Source organism: Rhodococcus sp. BP-349, from assembly GCF_019835845.1.
Taxonomy (GTDB): domain Bacteria; phylum Actinomycetota; class Actinomycetes; order Mycobacteriales; family Mycobacteriaceae; genus Rhodococcoides.
In genome coordinates, this window is sequence record NZ_JABUDR010000001.1 from 1444285 (window position 1) to 1463545 (window position 19261).

General features: G+C 69.2%; 17 protein-coding genes. 11 read left to right on the plus strand and 6 right to left on the minus strand.

Translation table 11 applies throughout. The features are described from left to right. Window positions 1–195: 195 nt before the first annotated feature. Together HQ325_RS06860 and rsmA are read left to right on the plus strand one after the other, a co-directional pair. Window positions 196–1323: a resuscitation-promoting factor gene (locus tag HQ325_RS06860; protein ID WP_222627559.1), complete on the plus strand. Its 1128-nt coding sequence runs from the start codon at window positions 196–198 to the stop codon at window positions 1321–1323. A gap of 92 nt (window positions 1324–1415) precedes the next feature. Then, window positions 1416–2273 (plus strand): 16S rRNA (adenine(1518)-N(6)/adenine(1519)-N(6))-dimethyltransferase RsmA, encoded by an 858-nt coding sequence (gene rsmA / locus HQ325_RS06865; protein WP_222629010.1) that lies wholly within the window; start codon window positions 1416–1418, stop codon window positions 2271–2273. On the opposite strand, the gene HQ325_RS06870 is transcribed toward rsmA, so the two are convergent. Next, window positions 2261–3259, minus strand: coding sequence for a YafY family protein (locus HQ325_RS06870; RefSeq protein ID WP_222627561.1), 999 nt, complete (start codon window positions 3257–3259; stop codon window positions 2261–2263). The genes rsmA and HQ325_RS06870 overlap by 13 nt on opposite strands. Before the next feature lie 86 nt (window positions 3260–3345). Here HQ325_RS06870 and HQ325_RS06875 point away from each other — a divergent pair, with 86 nt between their 5' ends. The 4 genes from HQ325_RS06875 (at window position 3346) to HQ325_RS06890 (ending at window position 7660) form a co-directional block, all read left to right on the plus strand. Further along, window positions 3346–4296: a 4-(cytidine 5'-diphospho)-2-C-methyl-D-erythritol kinase gene (locus HQ325_RS06875; RefSeq protein WP_222627563.1), complete on the plus strand. Its 951-nt coding sequence runs from the start codon at window positions 3346–3348 to the stop codon at window positions 4294–4296. Beyond that, window positions 4296–6080: an ABC-F family ATP-binding cassette domain-containing protein gene (locus HQ325_RS06880; protein ID WP_222627566.1), complete on the plus strand. Its 1785-nt coding sequence runs from the start codon at window positions 4296–4298 to the stop codon at window positions 6078–6080. The genes HQ325_RS06875 and HQ325_RS06880 overlap by 1 nt, the downstream gene beginning before the upstream one ends. 61 nt (window positions 6081–6141) lie before the next feature. After that, on the plus strand, window positions 6142–6816 hold the full coding sequence (locus HQ325_RS06885) for a DUF4166 domain-containing protein (protein ID WP_222627568.1): 675 nt from the start codon (window positions 6142–6144) through the stop codon (window positions 6814–6816). A 163-nt stretch (window positions 6817–6979) separates the two neighbouring features. Beyond that, window positions 6980–7660: a fasciclin domain-containing protein gene (locus tag HQ325_RS06890; RefSeq protein ID WP_222627570.1), complete on the plus strand. Its 681-nt coding sequence runs from the start codon at window positions 6980–6982 to the stop codon at window positions 7658–7660. 194 nt (window positions 7661–7854) lie between these two features. On the opposite strand, the gene HQ325_RS06895 is transcribed toward HQ325_RS06890, so the two are convergent. After that, entirely contained in the window at window positions 7855–8199 is a 345-nt protein-coding gene (locus HQ325_RS06895) for a hypothetical protein (RefSeq protein ID WP_261777717.1), read from the minus strand. A gap of 290 nt (window positions 8200–8489) precedes the next feature. Then, window positions 8490–10130 (minus strand): peptide chain release factor 3, encoded by a 1641-nt coding sequence (locus tag HQ325_RS06900; RefSeq protein WP_222627575.1) that lies wholly within the window; start codon window positions 10128–10130, stop codon window positions 8490–8492. 165 nt (window positions 10131–10295) lie between these two features. Here HQ325_RS06900 and HQ325_RS06905 point away from each other — a divergent pair, with 165 nt between their 5' ends. Continuing rightward, complete coding sequence (locus HQ325_RS06905) at window positions 10296–11930, plus strand: fatty acyl-AMP ligase (RefSeq protein WP_222627577.1); 1635 nt, start codon at window positions 10296–10298, stop codon at window positions 11928–11930. Between the two features lie 9 nt (window positions 11931–11939). Here the strand turns inward: HQ325_RS06905 and pth are convergent, their stop codons facing one another. The 3 genes from pth to HQ325_RS06920 form a co-directional block, all read right to left on the minus strand. Next, window positions 11940–12518, minus strand: coding sequence for an aminoacyl-tRNA hydrolase (pth, locus tag HQ325_RS06910; protein ID WP_222627579.1), 579 nt, complete (start codon window positions 12516–12518; stop codon window positions 11940–11942). A 106-nt stretch (window positions 12519–12624) separates the two neighbouring features. After that, window positions 12625–13284 (minus strand): 50S ribosomal protein L25/general stress protein Ctc, encoded by a 660-nt coding sequence (locus HQ325_RS06915; RefSeq protein WP_204866499.1) that lies wholly within the window; start codon window positions 13282–13284, stop codon window positions 12625–12627. Window positions 13285–13513: 229 nt separating this feature from the next. Then, window positions 13514–14719 carry an aminotransferase class V-fold PLP-dependent enzyme gene (locus HQ325_RS06920; protein ID WP_374107192.1) on the minus strand — a complete coding sequence of 402 codons (1206 nt, stop codon included), beginning with the start codon at window positions 14717–14719 and terminating at the stop codon, window positions 13514–13516. 151 nt (window positions 14720–14870) lie between these two features. Between HQ325_RS06920 and egtA the strand changes: the two genes are divergently transcribed. The 4 genes from egtA to egtD are packed head-to-tail and all read left to right on the plus strand — an operon-like array spanning window position 14871 to window position 19220. Further along, window positions 14871–16124, plus strand: coding sequence for an ergothioneine biosynthesis glutamate--cysteine ligase EgtA (gene egtA, locus HQ325_RS06925; protein WP_222627581.1), 1254 nt, complete (start codon window positions 14871–14873; stop codon window positions 16122–16124). Continuing rightward, the gene (gene egtB / locus HQ325_RS06930) at window positions 16121–17449 is read left to right on the plus strand and encodes an ergothioneine biosynthesis protein EgtB (protein ID WP_222627583.1); all 1329 of its coding nucleotides are present in this window, start codon (window positions 16121–16123) and stop codon (window positions 17447–17449) included. The genes egtA and egtB overlap by 4 nt, the downstream gene beginning before the upstream one ends. Before the next feature lie 3 nt (window positions 17450–17452). Then, a complete protein-coding gene (egtC, locus tag HQ325_RS06935; protein WP_222627585.1) occupies window positions 17453–18184 on the plus strand; it encodes an ergothioneine biosynthesis protein EgtC in 732 nt (243 codons plus the stop codon). Window positions 18185–18233: 49 nt separating this feature from the next. Continuing rightward, window positions 18234–19220, plus strand: coding sequence for an L-histidine N(alpha)-methyltransferase (egtD, locus tag HQ325_RS06940; protein WP_222627587.1), 987 nt, complete (start codon window positions 18234–18236; stop codon window positions 19218–19220). Window positions 19221–19261: the final 41 nt, after the last annotated feature.

The following is a 19261-nucleotide window of genomic DNA, read 5'->3' on the forward strand; positions in this document are numbered from 1 at the left end:
ACGGTCGCGGGGCTGCTCGAGGCCATGAAGTTGCCGAACCTGTGCCCGCTCGTTACCGTATCGTGATCGTGTAAGCGTGGCGCGGGCTCGGAGAGCTCGTGATCGTCTCGACCTGGCAAGGAAATCGAAGTTGCGTTATTCGTCCGTGATGTCCGTTCGACCAGTCGTGTCCACCGGGGCGGGAGCGCAGTAACGATGTCGCATGTCGCCAGACTCAACTCCGCCCGGTCCCGCCTGCTGTACGTCGTGGTGGCTGCGCTTCTCGCCACCCTCGTCGTGGGAGCGAGCGTCGCGGTGGCCCGCCACAAGACGGTCACGATCGACGTCGACGGGCAGCAGGTCCAGCTCTCCACGATGACGACCGACGTCCGCAGCGCCCTCCAGGCCGCCGGATATCAGCCCACCGAGCGGGACGAGGTGGCGCCCGCCGCGGACGCGCCCCTCGCCGACGGGGAGACCGTCACGCTCAAACGGGCTCGCGAGGTCACCCTGACAGTGGACGGCGCGCCGTCCACGGTGTGGACCACGGCCGCCACCGTGGCCGAGGCCAAGGATCAGCTCGGCATCGCTCCCGACGTCCACATCGACGAGTCGGAGTCCGACCCGCTGCCGCTCGACGGTGCCTCTGTCAACGTCGTGCTGCCGAAGTCCGTGACCCTCGCCGACGGCGCCGCGCCGCCCGCACCGATGCGGCTCGCTGCTCCCACCATCGGCGATTTCCTCGCCGCGGCCGGTGTACCCCTCGAGCAGAACGACACCGTCGCGCCCGCGGCGAACACGCCCCTCGTCGAGGGCGCCGTGGTCACGGTGACCCGCGACCGGACCGAGACCGTCAGCGTCACCGAGCCCGTGGTCGCACCCGATCAGCGCATCGAGGACCCGACGATGAACATGAGCAAGACCATCGAGGAGTCCGACGGCGCTCCGGGTGAGCAGAACGCGACCTACTCGGTGCAGAAGGTCAACGGCGTCGAGGTCTCCCGCACCCTCGTGAAGGCCGACGTCACGACACCGCCGGTGGCCAAGACCGTGCGCGTCGGTGCCAAGCCCGGCACCGAGGTACCGCCGGTCGAGAACGGCGCCGTGTGGGACGCTCTCGCGCAGTGCGAGGCCACGGGGAACTGGGCCATCAACACGGGCAACGGCTTCTTCGGCGGCGTGCAGTTCGACCAGAACACCTGGGAGCGGCAGGGCGGGCTCAAGTACGCGGCGCGCGCCGACCTGGCCACCCGCGAGGAGCAGATCGCGATCGCGTCGCAGACCCAGCGCACCCAGGGCTGGGGCGCCTGGCCCTCCTGCACCAGCAGGCTCGGGCTGCGCTGACATACGCTCCACCCGTGTCCGAACCTCCCGTCTCCCCGCCGACGTCCGATTCGCCGGCGTCCGATTCCGCAGCCGGTCCGGCACGCGTCCGCCTGCTGGGGCCCGCGGAGGTGCGCACCCTCGCAGCCGAGCTGGGCGTCCGGCCCACCAAGACCCTCGGCCAGAACTTCGTCCACGACGCGAACACGGTGCGGCGCATCGTGACGGCGGCCGGAGTCGGTCCGGACGACACGGTGCTCGAGGTGGGGCCGGGGCTCGGATCGCTGACCCTGGCCCTGCTCGACCTCGTGCACGACGTGGTCGCCGTGGAGATCGATCCGGTACTGGCGCAGCGTCTTCCGCGGACCGTCGCCGAGCGCGCCGAGACGCGTGTCGACCGGTTGGCGGTGGTCGGTGCCGACGCCCTGCGCGTGCGCCGCGACGAGATTCCCGGCGCGCCGACCGCACTGGTCGCCAACCTCCCGTACAACGTGGCGGTGCCGGTGCTGCTGCACCTGCTCGCCCTGATCCCCACCCTGCGCACCGCGCTGGTGATGGTGCAGTCGGAGGTGGCGGACCGGCTGGCGGCTCCTCCCGGCAGCAAGACCTACGGGGTGCCGAGTGTGAAGGCCGCGTACTTCGGCGACGTCCGCCGCGCGGGCGCCGTGGGCCGTTCGGTGTTCTGGCCGGTGCCGCAGGTGGAGTCGGGTCTGGTGCGCGTCGATCGGCACGAGAATCCGCAGTGGCCGATGGACGAGACGTTCCGCCGCACTCTGTTCGCTGTCGTGGACGCGGCATTCGCGCAGCGGCGCAAGACGTTACGTGCGGCTCTGGCGGGGTGGGCCGGGTCGGCGGCCATGGCGGAGACGCGACTCGTCGAGGCGGGGATCGACCCGTCGGCGCGCGGGGAGACGCTCGACGCCGCCGCGTTCGTCCGACTGGCGCAGACCACCGGTGGTCACGAGTCCTGACGCGCGCTGTGCTCGTCGCGGGCACGGGCATATCGGGCGGCGACACGGTCGAGTCGCCGTGACTCGACCTCGCAGGCGTCGATCAACTCCTGCGGACCGCACACGGTGAAGTCCACGTCGAAGGCGGCGAGCCACCGCGCCATCGACGGGTAGGTGTCCGCGGTGATCGAGACCTCGCACCGCTCGTCGTCGAGCCGGGCGAGGGTGCCCCACTGCGGATCGACGCGATCCTCGATCCGCTCGAACGGCACGTGCAGGACGACCCGTCCGCGGGCGGCCGAGAACGCCTGATCGATGCCCCTCGACACGAACTCCGCGGCGCCGCCCTCGGGCAGGGCCCGAGGAGTGAAGCGAGGCCCCGTCGGCACCTTCGGATCGAGGCGGTCGACGCGGAACGACCGCCAGTCCTCACGGGCGAGGTCCCAGCCCACGAGGTACCACCGCAACCCCGACCGCACGAGCCGGTACGGCTCCACCTCGCGCCGCATGGTGTCCCCGCCGTGGGTGCGGTAATCGAAGCGCAGGCGCTCGTGGTTCTGGCACACGGTCGCCAGCGCCGTCAGCACCGAGGCGTCGACGCTCGACTGCACCGGACGTGACTGGACGACGTCGATCTGTAGTGCGTCGAGGCGGTGGCGCAACCGTGACGGCATCACCTGTCGCAGCTTGGTGAGGGCACCGATCGACGACTCCGCGGTGCCGGTGACGGACGCAGACGCGCCACTCTGCAGCCCGAGCGCCACGGCGATCACCTCGTCGTCCGTCAGCAGCAGGGGTGGCATCTCCGCGCCGGCACCCAGCCGGTACCCGCCGCCGACGCCGACCGTTCCGTCCACCGGATAGCCCAGTGACCGCAACCGGTCGACGTCACGGCGCACGGTGCGCGGGGTGATCTGGAGCCGTTCGGCCAGATCGGCCCCGGACCAGTCGCGCCGGGTCTGCAGCAACGACAGCAGAGCCAGCAGTCGAGCGGACGTCTCGCGCATGTCGCACATGATGCACCCGACAGCGGACAGTTCGGGTCCTCGATCCGGTTCGGTACTCGGCCGCACGCCGACTACAGTGGTGAGACGTGCTCACAGTCGTTCCGCGGCCGGTCTCGGTCCGCGCTCCCGCCAAGGTCAATCTGCACCTTGCCGTGGGTGACCTGCGCCCCGACGGCTACCACGAACTCACCACCGTCTTCCACGCGCTCTCCCTCGTCGACGACGTCTCCGTCGTGGCTGCGGAGACACTGTCCGTCAGCGTGTACGGGGACGATGCAGGCATCGTTCCCACCGACCACACCAACCTGGCGTGGAAGGCGGCCGAACTCGTCGCCGCCCATGCCGGTCGTCGGCCGGCCGTCGCCATCAGCATCGACAAGGGCATTCCCGTCGCGGGGGGCATGGCCGGGGGCAGCGCCGACGCGGCCGCGACCGTCGTCGCGCTGGACGCGCTCTGGAACCTCGGCCTGTCCCGCGAGAAGATCATGGACTTCGCGGCGCAGCTCGGCAGCGACGTCCCGTTCTCCGTCGCCGGTGGCACGGCCGTCGGCACGGGTCGCGGCGAGAAGCTGCTGCCGGTGCTCTCACGCAACTCCTTCCACTGGGTGCTCGCTCTCGCGAAGGGCGGTCTCTCGACTCCCGCGGTCTACCGCGAACTCGACCGGCTGCGCGAACGGGGAGCGCCGCCGCGCCTCGGCGCACCCGACGAGCTGATGCAGGCCCTGGCGTCGGGCGATCCGGCGCGGGTCGGGCCGCTCCTGGGCAACGACCTCCAGGCCGCGGCGCTGTCGCTCGAACCAGGCCTTCGCCGCACCCTGCGCGCCGGCACCGAGGCGGGTGCCATCGCCGGCATCGTCTCCGGGTCCGGCCCCACCTGCGCCTTCCTCTGCGCCTCCGCCGACCACGCGATCGAGGTCGGCGCGGAACTGTCCGGCGCCGGCGTCTGCCGCACGGTACGCGTGGCACGTGGACCGGTGAGCGGAGCGCGAGTGCGCACCGAACGCGACCAGAACGACACGAACCGGGGACAACACTGATGGCCAACCTGATCAACCTGGAGCAGGTCTCCAAATCCTTCGGCGTCAAGCCGCTTCTCGACGGCGTCTCGCTCGGTGTCCAGGAGAACGAGCGCATCGGCGTCGTGGGACTGAACGGCAACGGCAAGACCACCATGCTCGAGGTGCTCGCGGGCGTCGAGCAGCCCGATGCGGGCCGGGTGAGTCGCGTGGGCGGCCTCCGGATGGCCGTCGTGACGCAGCGTGGTGTCCTTCCGCCCGGATCCACCATCGGGGACATCGTCCTCGCGCCGTTGGGGGTCGCCGAGCACGAGTGGGCGGGTGACGCCCGGATCCGCAGCGTCCTGGACGGCATCGGCATCACCGGTCTCGGGCTCGACGCACCGGTCGAGCAGTTGTCGGGCGGCGAGCGCCGACGCACGGCGCTCGCGGCCGCGCTGGTGCAGGACCTCGATCTGCTCGTGCTCGACGAGCCCACCAACCACCTCGACGTCGAGGGCGTGCAGTGGTTGGCCGAGCATCTGGTGAACCGGCGGTCGTCGCTGGTGGTCGTCACGCACGATCGGTGGTTCCTCGACACCGTCGCCACCCGCACCTGGGAAGTGGTGAACGGCCAGGTCGAGACGTACGAGGGCGGCTACGCCGACTGGATCTTCGCTCGCGCGGAACGTTCTCGTCAGGCCGACGCCGCCGAGGACCGTCGTCGCAACCTCGCGCGCAAGGAACTGGCCTGGCTGCGACGCGGTCCGCCCGCGCGCACCTCCAAGCCGCGCTACCGCATCGAGGCGGCCGAGGCCCTCATCTCCGACGTGCCGCCGCCGCGTGACTCGGTCGCGTTGTCGAAGTTCGCGCAGACCCGGCTCGGTCGCATCGTCATCGAACTCGAGGACGCGACGCTGACCACGCCGGACGGTCGCACTCTCGTCGAGGACTTCACGTGGCGCCTGGCGCCGGGTGAACGCATCGGCCTGGTCGGGGTGAACGGTTCCGGCAAGACCACTCTGCTGCGCACCATCGCCGGAGAACTGGAACCGGCCACCGGTAAACGCATCCAGGGCACGACGGTGCGCATCGGGTGGCTTCGCCAGGAGCTCGACGACCTGCCGGTGGGCATGCGCGTGCTCGAGGCGGTCCAGGACGTCGCAGAACGAATTCAGCTGGGCGACAGGGAGATCTCCGCCGGGCAGCTCGCCGAGCGGTTGGGCTTCACACCCGCGCGGCAGCGCACGCCCGTCGGTGACCTGTCCGGCGGCGAGCGCCGTCGACTCCAGCTGACGCGCGTCCTGATGTCCGAGCCGAACGTCCTGCTCCTCGACGAGCCGACCAACGACCTCGACATCGACACGCTGCAGCAGCTCGAGGATCTGCTCGACGGCTGGGCCGGCACCATGATCGTGATCAGCCACGACCGGTACCTCATCGAGCGTGTCTGTGACTCGACGTGGGCCCTGTTCGGCGACGGCAAGCTCACCAACCTGCCGGGTGGCATCGAGGAGTACCTGCGGCGTCGCGCGCGGATCGCCGCAGCCGACGACGCGGCTCCCGGCATGTCGTCCGGCGGGGGAGCGAAGCCGGCAGCGGCCAGGGGCGGTGCCGACGAGCGCGCCGCTCGCAAGGAACTCTCGAAGCTCGAGCGCTCCCTGGTCAAGCTCGACGATCGGGTGCGCGCACTGCACGTCTCGCTGGCCGAGGCGGCGACGGACCCGGCGACGTTGCAGTCGCTGAACGCCGAGTTGCTCACCGTCGTCGCGGAGAAGGACTCCGTCGAGGAGCGCTGGATGGAGCTGGCCGAGGAACTGGGCTGACACGGTCTACCCTCGCGTTCAGGCGGTCGATCGGCGACCGCGTTCTGCGCGAGGAGTGACGATGACATCCGTCGTGTCCGAGGTCATGGGCTCGGAGTTCGAGAAGCTTCATCCGAAGGTGCAGTGGCGCTTCGGTTTCGGTGCGGACGATCATGTGGCGCAGTTCGGCACCGGTGTCATGGAGACCATCACGCACTCTCCGCTGCTGCCGCCGCCGGCCCTGTGGCTCGGTGGCAAGCGGCGGATGGTCCCCTCCGACTCGGGCGAGAACATCCCCTTCACCATCGCCAACTACGCGTACACGGACGAGCTGGGCAGGCCCACGCTCGCGTTCGTCCGTCGTTTCCAGTTCCCCGGCCACGAGGTGGCACTCGACTCGGTGATGGTCGTGGGATCGCGCGGCGCACTCGACTACATCGGTGCCGGCCCCGACATGGTGGTGCACACCCAGTGCTCCGCGGACGCCGACGGTAGCCTGCGGCTCGACAGCGGTCTGCCCCGGTTCCTCGCTCCGCGTGGGTCGATCAAGCCGCCGGGTCTCCTGTCGGCGGAGACGATCGGCCGCGAGTGGTGGGACGAGGAGCAGCAGCGCCACCGCATCGACATCGAGGTGCGTGGCCGCACGCTCGGGCGATTGTTCCGCTACACCGGATGGTTCACGGCCACACAGGAAACCTGCCTTCCGACCGATCTGCCCGCCGAATTGGGGCCGGGGCGTACCGATCCCAGGGAGTGATCCCTGGTCGGACCCCGAAGTGACTGGTGGGGAATTTTTCTCACAACCGTCACCAATCCCCCATGGGACCCGGATCCGAATGGTGGATGACACAACCGACAGCGGCCGGTGATCATCACCGGCGGTGAGCGGCTATCAGATCCGTACAAGAAGGGTTCTCGCCATGAGCGTCACCAAGAGCAAGAGTGCAGTAGCAGTCGGCTTCGCAGCAGTTGCACTCCTCGGACTGTCCGCATGTTCGTCCGACGACAGCAGCAGCACCACCGAGACCACCGCGAGCAGCAGCATGGAGTCGATGACCTCGTCGGCCATGTCCTCCTCCACCGCGATGAACTCGAGTGCCGACCCGGCCTCCAACCTCATCGGCTCGGGCTGCGCAGCCTACGCCGAGCAGGTCCCGGACGGTGCCGGCTCCGTGAGCGGAATGGCTGCCGATCCGGTCGCCGTCGCCGCTTCCAACAACCCGATCCTCACCACCCTGACCGCAGCGGTCTCCGGTGGACTGAACCCGGACGTCAACCTGGTCGACACGCTGAACGGCTCCGAGTTCACCGTCATCGCCCCGACCGACGACGCGTTCGCGAAGATCGACCCGGCCACCATCGAGACGCTGAAGACCGATTCCGCGCTGCTCACCAAGATCCTCACGTACCACGTGATCCCCGGCCAGCTCGCGCCCGACGCGATCGCCGGCGAGCAGACCTCCGTCGAGGGCCAGGCCGTCAACATCACCGGCGAGGGCGATTCGCTGAAGTTCAACGACTCCAACCTGGTGTGCGGTGGCGTCACGACCGCCAACGCGACCGTCTACATGGTCGACTCGGTCATGATGCCCCCCGCCTGATCCTTTTCCACAGGGATCATGAGGACGAACACTCTCTTCGCGGCGGTCGTCCCCCGACTGTGTCCGTCGTGAAGTAGTACGAGGCGACCCGAGATTCTTCTCGGGTCGCCTTCGTGCGTCACGGGGACGGATGACGACAGCACGAGAATGGCCCCCGGCGATGCCGGGGGCCATTCTCGTGTGTCAGGGGAGGATCAGCGGAAGCCCTTGGCGGGGTTCTGCAGATCGAGCACCACGGTCGTGCCGTTGGAACGCACGTGCAGCTCGGGGCTCGCGAGCCCACCGGAGGTGAGGTACTCACCGAGGAGCTGCAGCAGCTCGTCGGGACCGGTGGAGGAGTCCATCGGGCGCGTGTCGCGGCTGGTGATCTCGTTCTGGGTCAGCCGACCCGCGATGCGGATGGACGCGATGCCCATGGCGGTGCGGCGATCGGGACTCGGGTGACGACCCGCGGCGAAGCTGCTGCCGTTCGACGACCCGTTGGTGGACGTGCTGCCGCCAGGCAACGCGTGTTCGGAAATCTGATCACTGGTTGTCATGTCGACCTCACTTGTGCTCGGAGTGACGCTCGAAGGTGTCCCGTTGGATCGGTGGGCTGGTGCCTTGCCGATCTTGATCCCCGTGAGGGGCCCACTTGATCCATCGCTCATTACTCGGACTGCTCCTCGATCGTCTCGGTACGTGACTCGAATACTTCCGAAGAACAAACCAGAAGTACGTTCGAACAGAGAAAAAGTACCACGGGAAGGAAACGGCGAACAGTTCTCTCCCTATGGATTGGAGATGACACCAATGAGGGGGTGAGGTGGTGTGGAGATGTCCCAGAGTGTCAGTCGGCCGCAGCGACCAGCGGCTCGAGCAGCAGGTCCGGCAGCTCCTTCTGGATGTACTGCAGACGCCACTTGTCACTGACCAGTGCCAACATCACGCCGTCCGTCCGGGTGAACACCTCGACACCTCGTTGGCGACCCAGTTCACCGGCGGACGCCGCATCGGTCCGTCGGGCGATCGAGTACCCCAGGGGCTCCATGCGCGCCTCGACACCGAATTCCGACTTCATCCGCGCGGACACCACCTCGAACTGCATCGGACCGACGGCCGCGAGAACCGGCGACGCGTCACCGCGGATGTCGTTGCGGAGGATCTGGACGACACCCTCCTGATCCATCTGGTCCACGGCGCGACGGAACTGCTTGTACTTGCTCGCGCTCTCCGCGCGGAGGACGGCGAAGTGCTCGGGAGCGAAGGACGGGATCGGCGGGAACTCGACCTTGCGATCCGCGTACAACGTGTGGCCGGGAGCGAGCGCGGTGGCGTTGACCAGCCCGACGACGTCGCCGGGATAAGCGTTCTCCACGGTGGTGCGCTCGCGGCCGAACACCGTCAGCGCGTACTTCGTCGTGAACGGTTTGCCCGTCTGGGCATGGGTGACCACCATGCCGCGCTCGAAGACTCCGGAGACCACGCGCATGAAGGCGAGGCGGTCGCGGTGCGCCGTGTCCATGCCGGCCTGCACCTTGAACACGACGGCGCTGAAGGGGTCGGTGACCTCGCGCTCGCCGCCGGCCACGTCGGGACGGGGGCCCGGGGCCGGAGCGAACGAGACGAGGGTGTCGAGGATCTGGTGCACGCCGAAGTTCAGCATCGCCGACGCGAAGATCACCGGAGACGTCCGGCCCGCGAGGAATTCGTCCTCGTCGTGGTGCTGCCCGCTCTCGACGAGCAGCTCACTCTCCTCGACGGCGGTGGTCCAGTCGTCGCCCTCGCGGGCCTGCGCCGACTCGGAGTCCAGGAACTCCTCCGGTGCGATCGTCGCGCCACCGGCCGTGCGGGTGAAGTGGATGTACTGGTGTTCCGACACGTCGAGCAGTCCGCGGAAGTCACCCGCGATACCGACGGGCCAGTACAGCGGCGTCGGCGTCAGACCGATGCGCTCCTCGATCTCGTCGAGCAACTCGAGGGGAGAGCGGCCCGGACGGTCCCACTTGTTGACGACGGTGATGACGGGGATGCCGCGGTGCCGACACACCTGGAACAGCTTGAGCGTCTGCGGTTCCAGACCCTTCGCCGCGTCGATCAGCATCACGGCGGCGTCCACCGCGGTCAGCACCCGGTAGGTGTCCTCGGAGAAGTCGGCGTGGCCGGGGGTGTCCACCAGATTGATGGTGTGGTCGGCGTAGTCGAACTGCAGCGCCGTCGAACTCACGGAGATGCCGCGCGCCTTCTCCATCTCCATCCAGTCGGAGACGGTGGAGCGGCGACCCGACTTGCCGTGGATCGCACCGGCCTCGGAGATCTTGCGCGCGTGCAGAGCCAGGGCCTCGGTGAGCGTCGACTTGCCCGCGTCGGGGTGCGAGATCACCGCGAAGGTACGGCGACGCTCCACCTCGCGCCGGAGATTCTTCGGCGGGGTGGTGCCGGTCGCGGGAGCCGCGGTGGTGGTGTCGGTGTCGACGGACGGGGTGCTCACGAGGGCCTTTCTTCGGTGACCGCAGCCGTGCGGATCACTGGTCGGAACGTGTCCAGGGTACTCGGCGGACACGCCGAGCCCGTCCGTCCGTAACAGCGGCCACCGTCGTCCGGATGTAACAGTGGTGCGCGTACCCGGCACACACCACCTTTCGAGGGAGCGACGTTGAGCAGGTTCACCGAGGAGATGTACGCGACCGCGGCCACGACCGAGCGGGGACTCGTCACCGGTGAGCCCGATGCCCCGTTGCGGCAGACGTGGGGTGACATTCACGCGGTCGCGCGCCGGATGGCCGGCGGGCTCGCCACGGCCGGCGTGTCACGCGGGGATGCGATCGGCATCCTGGCCGGTCAGCCGGTGGACATCGCCCCGTCGTGCCAGGCGGCGTGGATGCGCGGCGCGTCCGTCACCATGCTCCATCAACCGACGCCGCGCACCGATCTCGCCGTGTGGGGTGCCGACACCGAGACCGTCATCCGGATGATCGACGCGGCCGCGGTGGTGCTCGGCGCACCGTTCGACGCCGCGGCGCCCATCCTCGAGGAACGCGGGATCACCGTGTTGACCATCGACGATCTGCGCGGCGGGGAGGACACCGATCCGGTGCCCACCGACGAGTCCGACATCGCGTTGCAGCAGCTCACCTCCGGGTCCACCGGATCTCCCAAGGCCGTGCGCATCACGCACGAGAACTTCTACGTCAACGCCTACGCGATGATCGATCGCATCGAGTACTCGCTCGAGGACGACGTGATGGTCAGCTGGCTCCCGCTGTTCCACGACATGGGGATGGTCGGCTTCCTGTCGGTGCCGATGCAGGTCGGTGCCGAGGTCGTCAGCATCACCCCGATCGACTTCCTGCGCTCGCCGCTGCTGTGGGCGCAGCTGATCGACAAGTACCGCGGCACCGTCACCGCCGCTCCCAACTTCGCGTACTCCCTACTGGCGCGCAGGCTGAAGCAGGCGCCTGCCGACACCGTCCTCGATCTGTCGTCGTTGCGCTACGCGTGGAACGGTGCAGAGCCGGTGGATCCCGACACGATGCTCGCCCTCGCCGAGGCGGGCGGCCGGTTCGGGCTCGCCCCGACGGCTCTCGCACCCGTCTACGGGATGGCGGAGACCACGCTCGCGGTGTCGATCCCGGTCCGCGATCAGGGTCAGGTGCTCGACGTGGTCGACGCGGACCTGCTCGAGGTGATGGGGCGCGCCGTTCCTTCGACCAAGGGCAACGTCCGTAGTCTCGCGACGCTCGGCCGGATGGTGCCGAATCTCGAGGGGCGTGTCGTCGACGGCGAGGGTCAGGTGCTTCCGAGCCGCGGCGTCGGTGTCATCCACGTGCGGGGACCGGCGGTGACGCCCGGGTACGTCACGGTGGAGGGCGCGGTGTCCGCGCAGGACGAGGACGGGTGGCTCGACACCGGCGATATCGGGTACTTCACCGAGGAAGGCCTGGTCGTCGTCTGCGGGCGCATCAAGGACGTCATCATCATGGGCGGCCGCAACATCTATCCGACGGACATCGAACGTGCCGTGGGCACCGTCGCGGGCGTACGGCCGGGCAACGCCGTGGCGATCCGTCTCGACGCGGGGCAGAAGCGGGAGAGTTTCGCGGTCGCGGCGGAGACCAACGAGATCGCCGATCCCGAAGCGGTCAAGCGCATCGAGCACGACATCGTGCACGCGGTGTTCGTGGAGGTGGGGGTTCGACCTCGCACGGTCGCGGTGCTGGGCCCCGGCACCATTCCGAAGACGTCGTCGGGCAAGCTCCGCCGCGCGAACTCGGCCTCCCTCCTCGGCTGAGACACGGCGTCAGGGTCGGTGGATGCGATTCTGCGCGTCCTCGAGGCTGCCCTTCAGCAGGAGCTCGACCGCGTCCGCGGCCTCTTCCAGCACGACGGCCAGTTCGTCGCGCTCGGACGCGGCGAACGGCTTGAGCACGTACGACGCCGGATCCATCCGACCGGGCGGCCGCCCCACCCCGACCCGGACTCGCAGGTAGTCCTTGGTGGACAACGACTTCGAGATCGAGCGCAGCCCGTTGTGCCCGCCCTCGCCGCCGCCGATCTTGAGCCGCACCCGACCCAGATCGACGTCGAGTTCGTCGTGCACGACGATGATGTCCGCCGGCGCCACGGAGAAGAACCGGGCCAGGTTGGCGACCGGGCCCCCGGATTCGTTCATGTACGACCGTGGCTTCCCCAGCACGACCGGGCGAGTCCCGAGCCGTGCCTGGAGCACGTCGGAGTTGCTGCGCTTGTGCGACGAGAACGACCCTCGCATCCGCGCCGCCAGGGTGTCGACGACGACGGCACCGACATTGTGTCGGGTGCGCTCGTACTGCGGCCCGGGATTACCCAGACCGATGACGAGTGCGGGGCGATCGGTCATGTGCGGCAGTCGCTTTCAGCTCGTGACGTGCGGGGTCGTTCAGGGTGGGGAACGAGAAACGGCGCGCCTCCGGTGAGGGAGGCGCGCCGCGGTGGTGCTCGGTGGATCAGTTCTCGTCTGCTGCTGCGGCCTCGTCGGCGGCGGAGCTGTCCTCGACAGCCTCCTCTTCCTCGGCGGCGACGTTGCTGGCGAGATCGCCCGCGCCCTCGGCCTCGAGTGCAGCCTCGCTGGGCGCCTCGACGACGTTGACGAGGAGGAGCTCGGGATCGGAGATCAGCGTCGCGCCGGACGGCAGCTCGATCGACGAGGCGAGGATCTGGGTGCCGATCTCGGCGTCCTCGACGGAGACCTCGAACTGCTCGGGGATCTGGGTCGCGTCGACCTCGATCTCGATGACGTTGGCGTCGGTGGTGACGAGGGCGCCGGGCGCCGCGTCTCCGGTGACGATGACGTTGATCTCGACGGTGACCTTCTCGCCGCGACGGATGACCAGGAGGTCGGCGTGCTCGATGTAGTTACGGATCGGGTGGACCACGACCGACTTGGTGAGGGCGAGGTGCTTCTCGCCGTCGACCTGGAGCTCGATGACGGCGTTGGTGCCGTCGGCGCGGAGCACGGCGGCGAACTCGCGGGACGGGAGCGAGAGGTGCTTGGGCTCGGTGGCGTGTCCGTACAGGACGGCGGGGACGAGACCGTCGCGACGGGTCCGGCGCGCTGCGCCCTTGCCGAACTCGGTGCGGACGGTGGCATTCAGAACGTTGGCCATGTGACGGGACTCCTCGGAAGATCTGGTGTGACTGCGGTCTGGTGCGGCTGCGGCCCGGTGGGACTGCTGCGGGTACTACTCGCTCGGCGTGGACACGAACGAGGACGGCTGTGAGACCGCGCCTGCGTCGATCACGGTGACGTACGCACTGCGCACTCGTCACCCTCGCCGAGACAACTGCGTGAACACTACCCGAACTCGCCGAACTGCAGCGAATCACCCCTGCTCGTCACCGCCGGCCGGTCAGGGCCCGGCACTCGTCCACGGCCTGATCGATCTGATCGAGGGTGAGGAAGTAGTGGGGGGACGCTCGGACGAGGGAGTCCAGTCCGCGGGCCGTCATGTCGAGCAGAGTCGACGATGCCGGGCTGACGGAGACGGTGACGTCGCGATCCGCCAGCGCGTCCTTCACCGCGGCGGGCGCGATGCCCTCGACGGTGAAGGTCACGATGCCGGTGCGGTGGTCGCCGAGGTCGTGCACCGCGATGCCGGGCACGTCGGCGAGTGCGGTCCGCAGCCGCTCGGCCCGCACGCGCACCGCGGCCTCGACCGCGCTCGGTCCCAGCTCGAGCAGCAGATCGACGGCGGCGCCGAGACCGAGCCGGGCCGCGACGTCGTGTTCCCACGTCTCGAACCGTCGAGCGTCGTCGGCCACGGTGTAGGAGTCGGGGCCGGTCCAGGACGCACTGTGCAGATCCAGTGATCGCGGTTCCAGGGTGTCGAGCACGGCGGGGGCGACGTGGAGGAAACCGGTACCGCGTGGCCCTCGCAGCCACTTGCGTCCCGTCGCGGACAGCGCGTCCACACCGAGCTCCGCCACGTCGAGCGCGACCTGGCCCACCGACTGGCAGGCGTCCAGCAGCACGAGGGCCCCGTGACGATGGGCCAGGTCGACGATCTCGCGGACCGGGTTCAGCAGTCCGCCGTTGGTCGGTGCGTGCACCAGGGAGACCAGCGCGACGCGATCGTCCATCATCCGCTCGAGGGCCTCGAGATCGATGCGCCCGGACAGGTCCACGGGAATGGTGTCGACCACGGCGCCGGTAGCCTGCGCTCGCTGCAGTGCGGCGATCGCGTTGGTGGCGTATTCGACGGTGGAGACCAGGATGCGATCGCCGGGGGAGAGCGGCACCGCGTAGAAGAAATCGCACCAGGCACGCGTGGCGCTGTCGGACAGTGCCACGGTGCCCGTCGGCGCTCCGATCAGCGTCTCGACGGACGTGCGCACCGCGGCGAGATCGTCGGAGCGCTCCCGTGCCGCGCGGTAACCGCCCACCTCGGCCTCACGACGCAGGTGCCCGACGACGGTGTCGACGACGCGCTGCGGTGGCAGCGACGAGCCGGCGCTGTCGAGGAACACCCCGTGCTCGGCGGCAGGGGTGTCCGCGCGAACGGCGAGCATGTCGACGGTGTCGGTCTCGGGGGTGGTGATCATGAGGATGCCGACACTACCGGCGACCGCGCGCGGGAGCGATTAGTCTGTGGAGGGCGGGGGTAGACATCATCCGGACACGCAGTGTCCGTTCCTCTTCCCGCACGCAGTGCCCGTTCCACTTCACGCTCCACCGTCACCCGCGGAGGCATCCATGACTGCCGTTTCCGGCACTCTCAGTTCGCGGCCCGCCGCCGAGGCGTACCTGGCCCGGGTCTGTTTCAAGGTGGGGCCGCCGACTCTGATCGGCGCAGAACTCGAATGGTTCACCCGCTCCGCGTCCGGTGCACGTCCCACTCTCGACTCGCTCGCCGAGGCACTGGGTGCCCACACCCCGCAGTCTCTTCGGCCCGAGTCCCCCGCACTCGCCCTCCGCTCCGGAAGTGTCGTCTCCGTCGAGCCCGGTGGTCAGATCGAATTGTCGTCCTCGCCCGCCACGTCCCTCGCCTCCGTCGTCGAGGCGTTGCGCGACGACGAGCAGACGTTGACCCGCCTGCTCGATTCGCACGGGATCTCCCTCGCCGGAGGCGGCGCGGACACGCTGCGACCTCCCGACCGCCTGCTCACGCTGCCGCGCTACTGCGCGATGGAGCAGCGCTTCGAGCAGTACGGCCCGTACGGCAAGCTCATGATGTGCAACACGGCTGCGGTCCAGATCAGTGTGGATGCCGGCGGCGACGACCAGCAGATCCGACGACGATGGGCCACAGTGCATGCCGTGGGTCCGGCACTGCTGGCGGCGTTCGCGACCACGCCCGCGCTGTACGGCGTTCCCGACGGTCGGTGGGCCTCGCAGCGCATGCGCACCTGGTTCGAACTGGACCGCACCCGCACGCGCGTTCCGCTCGGGGTCGACCCCGTCCGCGACTACGCACGCTGGGTGATGGACGTCCCGCTGTTGTGTGTGCGCCGCGACGGGCGACTCGCCGCCCCGCCGCGCGAGGCCACCTTCGCGCAGTGGCTCGCGGGTGATCTGGACGACGACATGGGTCGCCGCCCCACGACGGCCGACCTGGACTACCACCTGACGACGGTGTTCCCCCTCGTCCGCGCGAGTGGCCACCTCGAGATCCGGTACCTCGACGGCCAACCCGACGGGACGTGGGAGGTGCCGATGTACGCGGTGGACGCCCTGCTGTCCTCCGACTCGGTGGCCGATCAGGCGCTGGACCTGGCGGAACCCACCCTGAACAGGTGGGAGGACGCGGCGCGCGACGGACTCGCGGACCAGGCGCTGCGGCGAGCAGCGGTGGAGCTGCTGACACTCGCGGCCGATTCCAGTCACGGCGAGGCGCGAGACGCCCTGGGCCGCGCCGCGACACGCTGCTCGGCCGCCCGGCCGCCGACGGCACCAGGGACAGCGACGACACCACCGCGCGGCGCTGCTCGGAAGGAGTTCTCACGATGACGGTGAACACGACGGTCGACGAGGTGGCGCTGCGCAGCCGACTCGAATCGATGCTGGTGCGCAGTCGTGCCCGGACCCTGGCCCTCACCGGGTGCCTCGACGAGGACGGGTTGCGCGAGCAGGTGTCGCCGTTGATGAGCCCACTGGTGTGGGATCTCGCCCACATCGGCAATCAGGAAGAGCTGTGGCTGGTCCGCGACGTGGGCGGCCGAGACGCGGTGCACCCCGAGATCGACGACCTCTACGACGCGTTCCGCCATGCACGTGCCACGCGACCGGGACTGGATCTGTTGTCGCCGGACGAGGCGCGCACCTACGTGGACGCCGTGCGCGCTCTGTCGCTGGATGCGTTGCAGCGCTGCACCTTCGACGAGAGTCGGTTGGTGGAGAACGGCTTCGTCTTCGCGATGGTCGCGCAGCACGAACAGCAGCACGACGAGACGATGCTGGCGACGCATCAGCTGCGCACCGGCGACGCCGTGCTGGAGGCACCCGACGCTCCCCGCGCCCAGCTGCCGCCCGCCCACGACGTCGAGGTCATCGTCCCCGGTGGTGCGTTCGAGATGGGCACCGGCGACGATCCGTGGGCCCTCGACAACGAGCGGCCCGCGCACAGTGTCGAGGTGCCCACCTTCGCGATCGACGCGGCCCCGGTGACCAACGGTGAGTATCTCCAGTTCATCGCCGACGGGGGCTACGACCGCGAGGAACTGTGGACCGAACGCGGCTGGGCGCACCGCGCCGAGGCCGGTCTCACCGCGCCGCAGTTCTGGTCGCAGGACGACGACGGTGTGTGGTGGCGCCGAGTCTTCGGACGTGCAAAGCAGATCCGGGCAGCGCAGCCCGTGGTTCACGTCAGCTGGTTCGAAGCCGACGCCTACGCCCGCTGGGCCGGCAAGCGCCTGCCGACCGAGGCCGAATGGGAGAAGGCAGCGCGGTTCGATCCCGCGTCGGGGCTCTCCCGGCGCAACCCCTGGGGCGACGACGACGCCGACGAACGTCACGCGAATCTCGGGCAGCGCCACCTCGAACCCGCCGACGTCGGCGCGTATCCCGAGGGTGCGTCGCCGCTCGGCGTCGAGCAGCTGATGGGCGACGTCTGGGAGTGGACGTCGTCCGACTTCGAGCCGTACCCCGGGTTCGAGATGTTCCCCTACCCGGAGTACTCCGAGGTGTTCTTCGGCGGCGATTACAAGGTCTTGCGCGGCGGTTCGTTCGGTACCGACCAGACGGCGGTCCGCGCGACGTTCCGCAACTGGGACCACCCGATCCGGCGCCAGATCTTCGCGGGCTTCCGGTGCGCCCGCGACGTGGGACACCGGTAGCGGATGTGCCGACACGTCGGCTATCTCGGACCCGAACGCGCCGTCGGAGACGTGCTCACCGCGGGACCGACATCGCTGCTCACCCAGTCGTACGCGCCCCGTGAGATGCGCGGCGGCGGCACGATCAACGCGGACGGGTTCGGTGCGGCCTGGTGGTCGAACGGCACCGCGTCGTCGTATCGGAGCGCGATGCCGATGTGGGGTGACCCGGCTGTGACCGACACGCTCACCCACATCCGCTCGGTGGCGGTGATGGGGGCCGTGCGGTCCGCCACCGTCGGCATGCCCGTCGAGCGGTCGGCGTGCGCGCCGTTCGTCGAGGGGCGGTGGGCGTTCAGCCACAACGGTGTCGTGCGGGGGTGGCCGCAGTCGGTCTCCGCACTCGCCGAGAAGGTGCCCGTCGACATGCTGCTGCGGTTGGCGGCACCCACGGATTCCGCTGTGCTGTGGGCGATCCTGCAGCAGCGACTGGTGGACCGCGACCCTGCGGACGCGCTCGCCGGTCTGGTGGCGGACGTCGACGCCGCCGCTCCCGACTCCCGCGTCAACCTGCTGCTCGGCGACGGCGAGTCACTGTGGGCGACCACCCTGTACCACTCTCTGTCCGTCCGGTACGACGAGGACAGCGTCGTGCTCGCATCCGAACCGCTCGACGATCTGCCCGGATGGGAGCAGGTACCCGATCGGTGCCTCGTCTCCGCCCGACCGGGTTCGGTGGACATCACCACCTTCTGACCGCTCCACCCCTGCACCTTCCATGCTCGTCAGCAACAAGGAGTTCGTCATGACAGCGCCGTCACTGGACATCCACATCACCGAGGGCGATCTACAGGAATCGCTGCGGGAGGATGCCCGCCGCGGACTCACCGCGACGCCGAAATGGTTGCCGCCGAAGTACTTCTACGATGCCGTGGGCAGCGAACTGTTCGAGCGCATCACCGAGTTGGACGAGTACTACCCGACGCGCACCGAGCGCGCCCTGCTGACCGAACGGGCCGCGGAGATCGCGCGCGTGACGGGAGTCGAGGTGCTGGTCGAGTTGGGCTCGGGATCGTCGGACAAGACCCGAGTGCTGCTGTCCGCTGGTCTCGAGCACGGGACCCTGCGTCGCTACGTCCCGCAGGACGTGTCGCCGTCGGCGTTGACCGGTGCGATGGAGGAGTTGTCGCGCCAGTTCCCGAACCTCGAGATCCACGGTGTCGTCAGCGATTTCACCAGTACCGGTGGCCCGGACAGTGGATTGTTCTGGGTGCCGACCGGCGGGCGCAGGACGCTGGCGTTCCTCGGTGGCACGCTGGGGAACCTCGTGCCGCAGGAACGCGCCGAGTTCCTCTCCGCCATCTCGAACACCCTCGATACGGGGGAGTTCCTGTTGCTGGGGGTCGGTCTGGTCATCGATCCGGCGGTGCTGGTGCCCGCCTACGACGACGCGCAGGGAGTGACGGCGCAGTTCGACCTGAACGTGCTCTCCGTGTTGAACGGCCAGTTGAACGCCGCCTTCGACGTCGACGACTTCGAGCACGTCGCCGTGTGGGACGAGCGCAACGAGTGGATCGAGATGCGGCTGCGGGCACGCCGCGACCACACGGTGCGCGTCGCGGACCTCGATCTGGACGTGCAGTTCGCGGCGGGCGAGGAGATGCGGACCGAGATCTCCGCCAAGTTCCGCCGCGAGTCGATCACCGGTGAACTGGCCGCGGCCGGTCTGACGGTCGACGAGTTCTGGACCGACCCCGAGCAGCGCTTCGCCCTGGTGCTGGCCCGGAAGTAGGGCACCCGACGACGACACTCCCCGCGGACCAGGTCCGCGGG